The organism is Archangium sp. (assembly GCF_036277355.1).
Classification (GTDB): Bacteria; Myxococcota; Myxococcia; order Myxococcales; family Myxococcaceae; genus Archangium.
On the sequence record NZ_DASUNC010000016.1, the window covers coordinates 124,582 to 138,423 of the forward strand.

The 13,842-nt window shown below is 69.8% G+C and carries 5 protein-coding genes; all 5 read right to left on the reverse strand.

Annotated elements, in window-relative coordinates; all coding sequences use genetic code 11:
* Window positions 1–9 precede the first annotated feature (9 nt).
* From VFZ09_RS03440 to VFZ09_RS03460, 5 genes are read right to left on the reverse strand one after another with little or no spacing between them, the layout of a single operon-like run.
* A complete protein-coding gene (locus VFZ09_RS03440; protein ID WP_329726012.1) occupies window positions 10–1,674 on the reverse strand; it encodes a hypothetical protein in 1,665 nt (554 codons plus the stop codon).
* Window positions 1,675–1,678: 4 nt separating this feature from the next.
* Window positions 1,679–6,322, reverse strand: coding sequence for a hypothetical protein (locus tag VFZ09_RS03445; protein ID WP_329726013.1), 4,644 nt, complete (start codon window positions 6,320–6,322; stop codon window positions 1,679–1,681).
* An 11-nt stretch (window positions 6,323–6,333) separates the two neighbouring features.
* Window positions 6,334–10,953 (reverse strand): hypothetical protein, encoded by a 4,620-nt coding sequence (locus VFZ09_RS03450; RefSeq protein ID WP_329726014.1) that lies wholly within the window; start codon window positions 10,951–10,953, stop codon window positions 6,334–6,336.
* Window positions 10,954–10,978: 25 nt separating this feature from the next.
* Entirely contained in the window at window positions 10,979–12,880 is a 1,902-nt protein-coding gene (locus VFZ09_RS03455; protein WP_329726015.1) for a hypothetical protein, read from the reverse strand.
* A 29-nt stretch (window positions 12,881–12,909) separates the two neighbouring features.
* Complete coding sequence (locus tag VFZ09_RS03460; RefSeq protein ID WP_329726016.1) at window positions 12,910–13,842, reverse strand: hypothetical protein; 933 nt, start codon at window positions 13,840–13,842, stop codon at window positions 12,910–12,912.

The window sequence follows — 13,842 nt, forward strand, 5'->3', positions numbered from 1 at the left end:
GCGCGTTCCTCACGACTCTCCGTAAAGGTAATGGAAGCGCACCACCCGCCCGAGCCAGGGAACCCATCCTGGATCCACATCGAGCCCCGCGCTGCGTACGCGGATGTCCACCTGCTGGATGTCGAACAGGATGTCGACATGGGTGCGTGTCGCGGTGATGCGCGCGGGACGGCGGATGAGGGTGTGGAGCCCGAGCCGTGCCTGGAGGCGGCACCATCGCCGGGCCTCCGTCAGCAGGCCCCGGAGCCTCGGGCCGAGCTCCTGCTCTTCATGCGGTGTGAGCGGGCTCGCCGCTTGAGGGGCGAAAACCACGCGCGAGGGATCCGCCGCGGGCGCGCCGAGCCGCCCGGCGATGAGTGTGAGGAAGCGGTCGGGCAGATCGAGCTCGGCGAGAGACGGGTGCTGCTCGAGCAGTGTGGCGATCCCGAGCCGCTCGAGAACGGGCACGAGGAAGAGGAGCCCGCCGACCACGGTGGGACGAGGGTGCTCCGGCCACTCGGCGGGTGACACCGTCGCTGGCGCGAAGGAGGGGTCCGGCGGCTCCGAACCGCGCTCGAGGGAAGGTGGCTGCGGACGGAGGGTGGGCTCGTGCGACACGGGGCGCGTGCGCGGCGCGGCGAGGCGGGAGGCTTCCTCCGAGCTCATCTCCCTCGCGGCAGCCTTCCGAGCGGAGCTTCCGGGCGTCGGGAGTGCGGTGTTGCCGGCGGGCAGCCGCGAGGCCGCGGGCGTGGGCGTGAGCGTGAGCGTGGGTTCCTCCTCGGGGCGGGATGGCACTGCGCTGGAACCCTCTCCGGGTGGAAGTGCCTTCGCGAGCGCAGCGCTCTCGGTGGAGGCGGGCACGGTTTCTTCGTGTCCGCCGTTTCGCTGCGTCACCAATGCCGGTGGGGACACGAGCCTGGCGGCGAGGTGCGCCGCACGTTCGAGCAGCCGCGCGTCGGCGAGCCGCCCCCGCCGTTCGATGACGAGAGCCGCCGCTACAAGCCAGATGGAGCGAGCATCCGTGGCGCTCCACGTCTCCACCCATCGTGTCACCGCGGCACGCAGGGCGGGGGAGCGCGGTTCTTCCACTGGCGCACGGGAGGCCATTTCCCCGGGACGAAGCACCGGGGCCGATGGTGCTCCTCCGAAGGACCGGACCAGTTCCGGGCCCTCCTGCCAACGCAGGGACTGGAGCAGGACGTCGAGGAGCCCCTGGGCATGCAGCGTCTCGACGAGCCGTACCGCGGCGGCCGGTCCCGCGCTCGTGCGCAGGGCGGTGGAGAGCGTCAGGCGCAAGGCCTCGTCGCGCGGCTGGGTGGGGTGGAATCCTGGCACGGCGAGGGGCCAGAACCAGGCGGCCACGGATGAGCCACGTGCCAGCCGCCCCGCGAGCAGCGTGGAGGGCTCCGCGTCGTCCCGGAAGAAGACGGCCCCCCGGCGCGCGGCGGATGAATCCTCGGCGTGGACCGCGGACCGGGACAGCTCGCGCACCCGTTGCTCCAGGGTGAGCGCGAGGCTCGAAGGCGGAAGGTGGCCGTGGATGACCCCCACCGGGAGTGAGCGGATGAGGAGGACCCGGCCAGGGCCCGCTTCGGGGAACGAGGCGGTGCGCAGGGCGTCCTCGAGCAGCAGCGCGCCGTGGCGCACGAGGGCCTCGTTCCTCGCCGATAACCGGAGGGTGTCCACGCGTCGCATCGGTTCACCACTCGGCGCCCATATAGGGGAGCAGCGCGCCCGTGCCGCGGGCGGGATCGGCGAAGCGTGCCGACGTCTTCTCCGGCAGGTGCACCGTCGTCGACGAGGCGGACAGCACGCGCGCCTTCACCACGCTGGAGGAGAGGTCTTCCACCACGGCCTGGACGGTCTGCTCGCCGGAGCGGATGAGCACGTGCATGCCGATGCGCACGCGGGCGGGATCCACGGCGAGCTCGAGGGTGCCGCCCACCCTGGCCACGGATGGCTTGGAGACGTGGCCGGAGAGCAACTCGTCGACAGGGGCGTGGCTGGCCAGCAGCAGGCAGATGCGCACCAGGTCGTTCATCAGCGACATGGCCTCGGGCTCGGTGGTGACCACGCGCTGGAAGAGCCAGTCCACCAGCGTCTGCATCTCCCTCCGCTCCGTGACCTCCAGCTCATCCCACCGCGGAAGCCGCGACAGATCATGCAGGTCCACGGGAGCGTCGTACTGGCTGAGCTGCTCGGCCCATTCCAAGCGGATGACGGGCAGCACCTCGCCGAAGCGCTGATAGAGGCCGGTGGCCACCTTGGAGATGTGCTCCAGCTCGGTGGCCGTGTTCCGGGCCACGTCCGAGCGGCCATGGGCCATGTCGATGAGGTCGCCGAGGGAGAGCTGCGCGTGGGCGCTCTGCTGCAGTTCCAGCCACGTCTGCGTGTAGAGGACGGCGGGCTCGAAGCGGATGAAGGCGCCACGCTGGCGGGCGATGAAGTCCTCCCGGGCCGACATCAGCCGCGAGAGTCCCAGCGCGAGGCGCGTGGGCGTGCGTCCGGAGATGATGGGCAGCGAGATGGGCATTCGCTGGAGGGCGCGCACCTGCGCCCGGGCGAAGGTGCGGTGGATCAGCTCGGTGCGGTCCAGCCCGCGCAGCAACTGGGGCGCGAGGGTGAACCACTTGAGGGACGAGTCGCGGACGAACTCGACGTAGGCCAGCAGCTCGGGCGGCGCGGCGTCGGTGCTGGCGAACACCTCGGGGAGGATGTCCTTCACGAGCCCCGGATCCAAAAGCCGCGAGGGTGTGTCACGGGTGAGCTCGCGGTGGCGGGATCGTTGGAAGACGAGGAAGGGCACGTGCTGCTCAAGGATCTGCGCGCGGCGCTGGTTGACGGCGTCGATGCGGGCCATCTCCTCGGCGAGCAGGGCGCGGGCCACGGTGACGTCCTGGCGGCCCTCGGCCACCTCTCCGTCCACGAGCCGCATGCGCTTGTCGAGCTCGGACCAGAAGGCCTCGATGCGGTCGAGGGTCGCCTTGTAGTTGCTCACGGAGCCCACGCGCGTCGTCATGCGCAGCTCCAGCGTCCGTAGCAGGGCGAGCGTGTGCTCCAGGTGCCGGAGCGCCGTGGAGAAGTAGTCGGACTCCGTCCACTTCAACCGGGCCTGGGCGAGTGCCCGCCGCACGTTCTCCGGTTCCTCATCGAGCCGGCGGAGGGCATCCTCGAGCAGCGCCGCGTTGTTCACCAGGTCGCGGAGGGACAGGTCCTCCCGGACGACGGTCTTCGTGTCGATCGTCGTTCTGCCCGGCCAGGTGACGGGAAGGAGCTCCACCCTCCGGGGCGAACTGCCGGGGACAATCTTCGAAATCCCCAGCAGGAACATGTTCGTGAGGTCGAGCCCGATCTCCTTCACCCGGACGATCTTCTTCACCAGTTCGACGAGCTGCGCGGTCAGCTCCCTCCGGACCGTGCTGGCCTGCTCCAGCGCTTCCATGGCATCCGACAGGCGGATGCGCGCCAGCCCCACGCGCGGATGGAAGCGCGTGAGGAAGTCGCCGTTGCTGTTCTGGGTCACCAGCGGACTGCCCACCAGGGTGCTGCCGAAGGTGGCGGACACGGCGAGCCGGCTGGCCTCCGTGCTGCTGGTGAGCATCAGCTCGCGGACGTGTTGGAGCTCGTCCTGGATTCGCGCGCTACTGGTGCGTACGAAGTCCAGGGCCTGTTTGTGTAGGCCCTCGATGTTGCCGATGAGCCCTCGCAGTCCCTGCTGCCTCACTGTCACCCGCGTGCTGTCGGCCACCTTCTTCAGGTGCAACAGCCCGTTATTGGAGGCCATGAGGACATCGATGGGGTTGGTGCCATCGAGCACGACGCTGAAGGACTGGCGGCTGGTGCTCACGGAGAGGAACTGCCGGGTCAGCAGCTCGGCGGTCTGCCAGCGGCCCTCGTCGAACAGCCGGTACGTGAGGGGCCCCGGCATGGGGAACGTGTCATCCCACCAGAACGCGTGGATCCTCCCGTCCCCCTTGGAGACGACCTCGAGTGCATCGGCGTTCGTCTTGCTCACCATCTGCATGCCGAACTTCCAGCTCCCGGCGTCGTACCAGCCGTGCCGGATTCCCTGCGTCGCGCCATTGCTCAGCACGAGCACGTCGAGCCGCGGAGACCTGTCGTCCGCCTTGGAGATACAGGCCGCGAGCTGGAAGCCCTTGAGGCTCTTCACCTCCACCACGTCGAGCGTCGCGTCTCCGTCCGCCTGGCGCAGATCGGGACCATCGCCCTCGTGGAAGCACGAGAGGTGGTGGAGCCAGTACTCGGCGTAGCTGGGGTCCGATGGGGATCGGCCCAGATAGAGCAGCTCGAGCCGTCCCGCCGACGGGCTGAGCGCCACGATCTGGTTCACGGTCCTGCTGACGCTGGTGTTCAGCACCTGCACGTCCTGGGGCGCGCCGTCGAGCCAGGAGACCTTCAGGATGCTGCTGGTCGTGCCCACGAACGCGTCGATACGCCCGGGACCCCAGGAGACGGCGGTGAAGTGCAGGATCGAGCGGGGGGAGATGCCCGCGCCCAGGTACTTGGGCACGCTCGTCACCCAGCCCGTGGGCGTGCGCCGCATGAAGGCGACGCGGGGAAATCCGGGGGTGGGTCTGTCCTTGAGCAATGGGTTGTAGGCGAGGATGACGATCACCAGCTCGCCGCCGCTCCAGACCGCTTTGAAGTCCAGCCAGGCCGCCGGGTAGTAGAGGAAGTCGCGCGCCACCGGCGAGTCCTTGGTGAAGCGGCGCACGGACAGGTACGAACTGGAGAAGGACGAGTAGTACCGGGTGACCACCGCGAAGGTGCCCTTCGTCGGCGAGACCGCGGTGGACACCGCGCCGGAGTCCCATCCCAGTTGCTCGGGCTGGGCCCAGGTGCCATTGAGCCACAGGGCCTCCTCGAGCACGGGCACGGTCTTGCCCTCGGTGCCGTAGGTCGCCTCCTCCGGTCCGTACTGGCTCGGATCGAGTGGCACCTCGCCCTCGTATTCCCCGGGGATCCACGCGGGATCCTCCGTAGGGTAGCGGTTCGACCGTTCACCCTCGAGCGCGTTGAGCAGCAGCGTGGCCTTGCCGCGCAGGTCCGTGCGCCGCCGCAGCCATTCTCCGAGCCGCTCGAGTCCGGAGGTGATGGCCTTGGGGAAGGCGGGGTCGAGCAGCTCGCTCTGGAGCAGGCGGGGCTCGAAGTGGGCCTCGGGCACGGGGACGAGCACGCGCACGCGCTCCTGCGCCGAGGTGTCCAGCGGCGCGAGCGAAGCACTGGCGAGCGCCACCGCGTCGAGCTGCTCCAGCGGCATGGGGGCCGCGTCGATGATGAAGGGCGCGGGGAAGAAGCGGTGCGTCCACTGGCGGAAGTCGACGGCCTGCTTGGGCAGGCGGCCCACCGGAGGCAGGAAGGCGAAGGACTGGATGGCGGTGCCATCGGCGAGCTGCTCGGACGAGAAGGTGTCGAGGTGCTCGGAGAACTGCTGGAGGCGGGCCTGCCAGAGCAGGGGATTGCCGTGTGCCTCGAGGAGCGGCGGGCGGCTCCGGGGCGCTCCACCCGTGCGCACCACGCTGGCGCTGTCCGCGAAGAGCGGCGTGGCGGGCGCATCCACGTGCATGGGGGGCGTGAATCCGATGAGGGCCAGGGGCACGCCCACCTCCTCCCAGGGCGCGTACGTCTGGTGGGGGCGCTGGCGCTCGGCCTCGAAGAGGGTCCAGGCCAGGCGGTTGCGCCAGGCGAGCGCCTCCGGGTCGGGCATGGGCCAGCTGTCGGGCCAGGCGAAGAGCACCAGCGCGTAGCCATCCACCAGCCGCTGGTCCTCGAGCGCATGCCGCTCCGGATCGAGCTCGGCCGGGTCGTTGGGAGCCGGCGGGTCTTCCCGCTTCGACACCACGGGCACCAGCACGAGCACGGCGGCCCGCAGGCCCTGGTGTGTCTGGGTTGCCTTCACGCTGGCCAGCACGTCGAGGTCGAAGCTCGAGGTGTCCTGGCCCTCCCGCAGCCGGAAGACCGGCACCTGGTCCACGCGGACACGGGTGGCGCGGGGCTGCAGCACGTCCTCGCCACTGACGGTCAGTCCCAGGCCGGGGCCGACCTCGAAGACGTGGAGGTCTTCCTTTCCATCCGCTCCGGGTTCGCGATCCAGGCGGACCTCGAGGCCGGCCACCACGCCAGGGGCCACGAGCTGGCCGCGCAGCGCGAGCCGGCCCGAGCGCTCATGCTGCTCGCGGGAGAGGGATTCCGCCGAGAGCGCGCGGTCCGTGTAGAGATGGGGGCGGACGCGCCAGCCGGCGTTGACGAAGGTCCGCGGTGGAGGCTCCACCTGGAGGATGTGCTCGTCGGGGAGAGGCGCCTTCAGTGGTTTCGTGCTCATGGGCTACCTGTTCACCGCTTGAGGCCTACGTAGGGAAGGAGGGCGCCCGTGCCGCGGGCGGGATCCGAGAAATACGCGGAGGTCTTCACCGGCAGGTTCACCGAGGGCGCCGTGGCCGACAGCACGCGCGCCTTCACCACGCTGGAGGAGAGGTCCTCCACCACGGCCTGGACGGTCTGCTCGCCGGAGCGGATGAGTACGTGCATGCCGATGCGCACGCGGGCCGGGTCCACGGCGAGCTCGAGGGTGCCGCCCACCCTGGCCACGGACGGCTTGGAGACGTGGCCGGAGAGCAACTCATTGACCGGAGCATGGCTGGCCAACAACAGGCAGACGCGCACCAGGTCGTTCATCAGCGACACGGCCTCGGGCTCGGTGGCGACCACACGCTGGAAGAGCCAGTCCACCAGTGTCTGCAATTCCCGCCGCCGGGTGACCTCCAACTGGTGCCACTGGGGCAGCCGTGAGAGGTCATGCAGGTCCACGGGAGCGTCGTACTGGCTGAGCTGCTCGGCCCATTCCAGGCGGATGGCGGGGAGCACCTCGCCGAAACGCTCGTAGAGGCCGGTGGCCACCTTGGAGATGTGCTCCAGCTCGGTGGTCGCGCGTCCGCCCACGTCCGAGCGGCCATGGGCCATGTCGATGAGGTCGCCGAGGGAGAGCTGCGCGTGGGCGCTCTGCTGCAGCTCGAGCCACGTCTGCGTGTGGAGGATGGCGGGCTCGAAGCGGATGAAGGCGCCGCGCTGGCGGGCGATGAGCTCCTCCCGGGCGGACATCAGCTTGGAGAGTCCCTGCGCGAAGCGCACCGAGGTGCGGCCGGCGATGAGGGGCATCTTGACGGGCACCCGCTGGGTGGCGCGCACCTGTGCCCATTCGAAGGTGCGGTGGATGAGCTCGGTGCGGTCCAGTCCGCGCAGCAGCTGGGGCGCGAGGGTGAACCCCTTGAGGGACGAATCACGGATGAGCTCGACGTAGGCCAGCAGCTCGGGAGGCGCGGCGGCGGTGCTGGCGAACACCTCGGGGAGGATGTTCTCCACGAGGCCCGCATCCAGCTGCCGCGAGGGCGTGTCGTGGGTGAGCTCGCGCTGGCGGGGGCGGTGGAAGACGAGGAAGGGAACATGGTCCGCGAAGACCTGCCTGCGGCGCTCGTTGATGGCGTCGATGCGGACCGTCTCCTCGGCGAGCAGGGCGCGGGCCACGGTGACGTCCTGGCGGCTCTCGGCCACCTCGCCGTCCACGAAGCGCAGACGCTTGTCGAGCTGGGACCAGAAGGCCTCGAGCTGGGCGAGGACCTCCTTGTAGCTCTCCATGGCGCTCGCCTGGGGAATCGTGCGCCGCTCCAGCTCCCGCAGCAGGACGAGCATGTCCTCCAGGTGTTGCACCGCGGTGGAGAAGTAGTCGGTCTTCTCCCACCGGAGGGGTTTGTGGTTGAGCAGGGCCCGGTCGACGGCCTCCAGCTCGTTCCCGATGCGCTCGAGCACGGCGTTGAGCGTGCTCGTGTTGGTCACCAGGCTGGACAGCAGGATGCTCTCCCGCTCGACGGCCTTGCTCCGCGTGCCGTCCACATTGGGGATGAGGATGGCCTCGATGCGCGTGCTCATGTCGTAGACCTTCACGACCCCGGCCACCGTCATGCCCGTCACGTCGATTCCGAGCTCCTTCACCAGAGCCACGAGGCGGGCCATCAGCTGACGCCGGGTCGCGGTCGCCTGCTCCATCGTTTCCCGGGCGTCCTGCTCGCTGGTGGGATCCTCGTACTCCGGCTCGTAGCGCTTCCGGAGGAAGCGCGTGAAGTAGCTCTCGATGTCGGACCGGGCCGCCAGCGGGCTCTGCACCATGGTGGCGCCGAGGATCGGCGACACCACGAGCCGGCTGGCTTCCGTGTGGCCGCTGATCATGAGCTGGCGCACGTTCTGCGTGTCCGCCTGCAGCTGGGTGGAGCCGGCGCGGATGAACTCGTCCACGCGGCCCAGCAGGCTGTCCGTCTGGGTGAGGAGCCCCCGGAGCCCTTCCTTCTCCACCAGGGCGCGCGTGCTGTCGGGCAGCATCTTCAGGTGCTGGAGTCCCTGGGTCGAGGCCAGGAAGAGATCGATCTGGCTGGTGCCGTCGAGGATGACACCGACAGGCTGCGCGCTGTTGTGGAGCTGCACCTGCGTCAGCGCGACGGGCGTGGTCCAGCGGGTGCCGTCGAACCAGCCGTACATCAGTGGCGAGGCCGCGGTGGTCTCCCGCTTCCACCAGAAGGCGTGGACCCGGCCATCGAGCCGTGACGCGGCCACGAGCACATCGCCCGCGGTCGTGCTCACCGGCTCCGTGTCGAACTTCCAGTCCGTGGCGTACCGCCCGTGGAAGAGTTTGCCTTCACCCATCACCAGGGCATCGAGCTGGGCAAGGCCCGTGAGGCAGACCGACAGGACGTTGCCCTTGGCGTCGGTCGTCTCGACCATTTCGAACTGGCTCAGCTCCTCGCTGCCCTCCGTGTGGAAGCCGGAGATGTGGTGGAGCCAGGGGTTGTTCTCGGAATCCGGCTCGCGCCCCAGGAAGAGCAGCTCGACACGCCCATCCTTGGGCCGCTGGAGCGACACCATGGCACTCACCTGCCTGCCCGCGGCCTCCGGGAGGGGAACTACCGCGGGTTGCTCATCCTTGCCATGCATCCAGGTGCACTTCAGGAGCTGGTAGTTCGTGACGGAGCCCGTGTCCGTCACCGTGGTGCGCTCCACGGCCATGAACGTGTCGAGCCGCCCCGCTGCCCAGGACACGGTGGCGAAGTGCGGGACGCGTGTTGCCGTCACGTGCTCCAACTCCACCCCCTCCCGGCCCGTGGCTTCCAGGTGATGGTAGATGCGCAGGAAGAACGTGCGGTCCGACCCGGTCGTCGTGACGGTCCCCAGGGGAGCGGGGGGCGGGATGGCCTGGCTGATGAGCGCAACGAGCACGAGCCCGTCCCCGCTCCAGACCGTCCTGAATCCCTCGAGGCGTTGATCCGCGCCGAGCGGCACCTTGGGGATGCTCTCCCAGGGCTGCCAGGTTTCGTTGTAGCGGGTGTGCATCAGGGTGGCGTCACCCTGACGGGAGACGAGCGCGAACTGGCCGGCCCTCGAATCCGCGGTGGCCACCTCGTTGGTTTCGATTCCCAGCAGCGCGGGCACGTCCCAGGTTCCGCCCTGTCCCCATTGCAGCAGGGCCTCCTCGAGCGCGGGGACGGAGTTGCCCTCGGTCCCGTAGGCCTCCTCCTCTGGCCCGTACTGGGCCTCATCGAGCGGAGCCGTGCCCGGTACCTCTCCCGGAATGGAGGAGGGATCCGGCTCCGGGAAGCGGTTCCGCTTCTTGCCCTCGAGCACGTTGAGCAACAGCGTGGCCTTGCCGCGCAGGTTCTTGCGGCGCCTCAGCCACTCGCCGAGCCGTGCGAGCCCGGAGGTGATCGTCTCGGAGAAGGCGGGGTCGATGGCCTCGCCCCGCAGGAGGTTCGGATCGAAGTGGGCCTCGGGCACGGGGACGAGCACGCGCACGTGCTCCTGCCGCGAAGTATCCAGCGGCGCGAGCGAGGCGCTGGCGAGCGTCACCGCGTCGAGCTGCTCCAGGGGCACGGGGGCCGCGTCGATGATGAAGGGCGCGGGGAAGAAGTGGTTCTTCCACTCGAAGAGGTCGACGGCGCGCTTGGGCAGCACCCCCACCGGAGGCAGCCGGGAGAAGAAGCGGACGGAGGTGGTGAGCTGCTGGGGCGGGATGGAGGCGAGGTGCTCGGAGAACTGCTGGATGCGGGCCTGCCAGAGCAGGGGATTGCCGTACGCATCGAGGAGCGGAGGCCGGGTGCGAGGCGCTCCACCCGCGCGCACCACGGAGGCCCGGTCGGCGAACAGCGGCGTGGCGAGGTCATCGATGGAGGCGGGTGGCGTGAAGCCGATGAGGGCCAGGGGCACGCCGACCTCTTCCCAGGGCGCGTACGTCTGGTGGGGGCGCTGGCGCTCGGCCTCGAAGAGGGTCCAGGCCAGGCGGTTGCGCCAGTCGAGCGCCTCCGGGTCGGGCATGTGCCAGCCCCGGGGCCAGGCGAAGAGGACCGGCGCGCAGCCGTCCACCCAGCGCTGGTCCTCGAAGGAGTAGGCCTCCGGGTCGGTGGGATCGGAGGGGTCGTCCTTCCGGGACACCACGGGCACCAGCACGAGCACGGCGGCTCGCAGCCCCTTGTGCGTGGCGGCCACGTCACTGTTGGACAGGATGCTGATGTCGAAGCTCGAGGGATCCTGCCCCTCGTCCAGCCAGAAGGCCGGCACCTGGTCCACGCGGACGCGGGTGATGCGAGGCAGCAGCACGTCCTCGCCACTCGCGGTCAATCCCAGACCGGAGCCGAGCTGGAAGAAATGGACGTCCCGCTTCTCGAGCTCGTCGTACCGGGTCTCCAGGCGGACCTCGAGGCCGGCCACCACGCCGGGGGCCACGAGCTGGCCGCGCAGCGCGAGCCGGCCGGAGCGCTCGCGCTGCTCGGTGGAGAGGGACTCGGCGGAGAGGGCGCGGCCCGTGTGGAGATGGGGGCGGCTGCGCCAGCCGGCGTCGACGGTCGGTCTCGGCCGGGGCTCCACCTGGAGGATGTGCTCGTCGGGGAGCGACTCCTTCAGCGGTTTCGTGTTCATGGGCTGCCTTCCCTCGTGTCCGGGACTAGTAGGGTGGGTGCTCGTAGTTCTTCCTGAACGCGGCGACGGCATCGTCCAGCGTCTTGCCCGAGCTCAGCGACTCGTAGACGGTCTCCTGGAGGAGCCCGCTCTTGCCGTCCGTGATGGCCAGGAACGCGTACTTGTCCAGCTCGGCCACGGAGCTGGCCCGCGCGAAGTGGGGCAGCGCGATGACGTACCGGTATCTCTCGGCGACGGCGTTGATGAGCTGCGAGAGCCCCATGCCCCGGTTCGCGTAGGTGTAACGTTGTTGCACCCCCTGCACCGTTCCGGAGTTGATCCACTTCTGGCGCAGGATCTCCCCGCCAACGCCCGCCAAGAGCGGCTTGCCCGACGCGGAGTCTCCCTCCAGGAAGGAGCCCCTCATCAGGGTGTAGGCCCGGGCGATCGCGAGCGCCGTGGCGCGCTTCGGGAGCGAGCCGAACTCGTCGTAGAGCTCCGCTTCCCGGAGGACCTTCGTGAAGTCGTCCTCGAGATCATCCGGCTCCTCCACGGTCTGGCCGATGGCCGCTGGCTTGTAGGGGAAGTTCCGGCGGCGCGCGTACCAGAGCGTGGTCGCGCTGGAGAGGAGGTTGCTCCAGGCGGCGTCGGCCAGGCTGGGCCCGGTGGCCGAGGTGGAGGTGGTGGTGTCGGCCGCGAGCGCCGTCCTCCGCAGCGTCAGGGCCCGGAGCGCCTCGCCCGGCTGGCGTCTGGCCACGAGCCCCGAGGCGGTGGCGCGCAACTGCACCGTCGCGCTCCGCTCCGCGGGGAAGAGCGTGGAGAGGGCCTGGTCCATGGATTGGCGGGGCACCGGGACCAGTACCAGCACCGAGGTCGACGACAGCTCCTCGCCCGTGCGCGTGAGGTCGATGGGCGAGAGGAAGAGGCTCTCCTCCAGCAGCGCGCCCAGCTCATCCTCGGGGACGACCGAGAGCTCCACGTCCACCTCGGGCGGGAAGAAGACCTCGGTGAGACTCTTCGGGTCCACGGCCGCCACCGGGAGCGGGCCGGCCGGGGGCAGGGTGAAGAAGTGCTCGCTCGCCGCGAAGCGCTCGCCGCGGTTGGATTTCTTCCGGTCCGCGAGGACCTCCTTCAGGTGCTGCTGGTACTGCAGCAGGTGGGCCTCCCTCAGCGCGCGGGGCGCCTGGCTGAAGCCGAGGAAGTCCGTCTGCTCCGAGCCCACCTCGCGCCGCACCAAGTACTTGTCGATCCACCGGATGACGCCATGGTCGAGCGCGATCATCGCGATGGGCAGCGCGTCCACGGGAGGCCTCATCCCTCCGTTGCGCACGAAGGTCTCGTGGGCCACCCGCGAGCGCCGGGACTCGTAGCCCGCCCCCGCCTGGCTGTCCGGGTAGGGGATGAGGGTGACGGCGGTGGCTTCGATGATGTCGCCATCCTGCGCGGTGCGCGTGCCGCCCGCCGAGCTGGGGTAGGAGGCTACCGGGTTCGCCGTGTACTCCACCGGCCTCAGCGCCACGATGTAGAGCCCGGAGCGGTTGCGCGCTGTCTCGCGCGGAATCTGCGCGAGCCCGAAGGCCGCATCGAGCCGTTGGATCTCCGGGATGTCGTCCAGCCGGACGTTCGCCAGGTCGCGCGGGATGACCACTGCTTCACCCGAGTGCGTGACGCCGTGTCCGGCCGTGATGCGCAGCGCGCGCGGATCCGGTCCGTTCTCCACGTGGAGCCCCGCCACGACGCCGATCCCTCCTCCGCGGCCGAGGTCCGCCTGCCGCGTGAGGAAATAGGTCTGCTCGCGTGTCAGGTCCCTGGCCGTCAGGAAACGGCCATCGAAGAAGAAGGAGCGCAGCCTCCGGTCGTCATGGACCAGGGTCCCCGCCGTTTCGAGCTTCTTGACCACGTTCGGCTCGAGCTGCTCGCGGGCCGGTCCTCTTGTCGTATCGAACATCGCACCCAACCTCTCTGGTTTCTTGATGTCTAGATGCCCAGCCAGCGCGTCAGCGCCGCCACCGTGACGGCGAACGGACGCAGCTCGTTGTCCACGATCACGGTCCCCGTCCGGACGGGCCGGTTGCCGCTATCGGTACTGCCGGAGACGCCGATCACCACCCGCGCGAGGAACACCCAGGCGGGATCCGACTCCTTGCCCTCCGGCTGGCTCTTGTCGAAGCGCAGCTCGTCCGGAAGGAAGGCGCTGCCCCAGAGCTTGTCCAGCAGCGCCGGGCGCCCCGGGTGCCACGAGTCGAGGATCGCGTTCTTCAGCGCGCTGCGCCGCGCCGCCATGTCCCCGGGAGCCGAGGGAGCCGGCCAGGGCTTGCCGCCCGTGGGCAGGGGCCAGGGGCTGTCGGGGACGTTCGGAGGATGGAGCTCCGTGCGAGGCACGAGCCGCAACTCGTAGCCGTCCCGCAGGCGCGCGGGCGACACCGCGTCCGTTGCGTCGTAGAGGCCCGAGGCCATCGCCGGCGTCCAGCCGCGCTCGTACACGCGGAAGCGCAGGAAGAGATCGGCCACCACGCCCTGGTCGGGCAGGCCACTGACGGCCGGTCCGACGTTGAAGTCGGTCTTGGTCCGCCGCAGCAGCTTGCCGGGCTCATACCCCTCGAACCAGCGCTTCACCCGGATGCAGGACTTGGAGGACACCTCCACCTGCCGGCCCAATGGATCGAGCGCCAGGCCCGGGTAGACGGCGAGCTCTCCCTCCTGGATGGGGTCCAGGGCGTTCGTCTCATGGGCCACGCGCAGCCCGGACGCGGTGCCCACCCCATGCAGGGTCGCGAGCGCCCGCGCCAGCCGGCCCCGGTGGTACGTCTGTTCCGTCACGAAGTCCGCGGTGTCGAGGAGGACGCCAGTCGCGTAGTAATTCCGATCTGGCGCCTCGTTCTCGAGCAGCGGATCCTTGGGCGTGCTCAT

Bases quoted from the DNA above. Each gene is read 5' to 3' on its own strand.
- VFZ09_RS03440 (WP_329726012.1), bottom strand. From the start codon at position 1,674: ATGCGACGCGTGGACACCCTCCGGTTATCGGCGAGGAACGAGGCCCTC.
- VFZ09_RS03450 (WP_329726014.1), bottom strand. From the start codon at position 10,953: ATGAACACGAAACCGCTGAAGGAGTCGCTCCCCGACGAGCACATCCTC.
- VFZ09_RS03445 (WP_329726013.1), bottom strand. From the start codon at position 6,322: ATGAGCACGAAACCACTGAAGGCGCCTCTCCCCGACGAGCACATCCTC.
- VFZ09_RS03460 (WP_329726016.1), bottom strand. From the start codon at position 13,842: ATGAGCACGCCCAAGGATCCGCTGCTCGAGAACGAGGCGCCAGATCGG.
- VFZ09_RS03455 (WP_329726015.1), bottom strand. From the start codon at position 12,880: ATGTTCGATACGACAAGAGGACCGGCCCGCGAGCAGCTCGAGCCGAAC.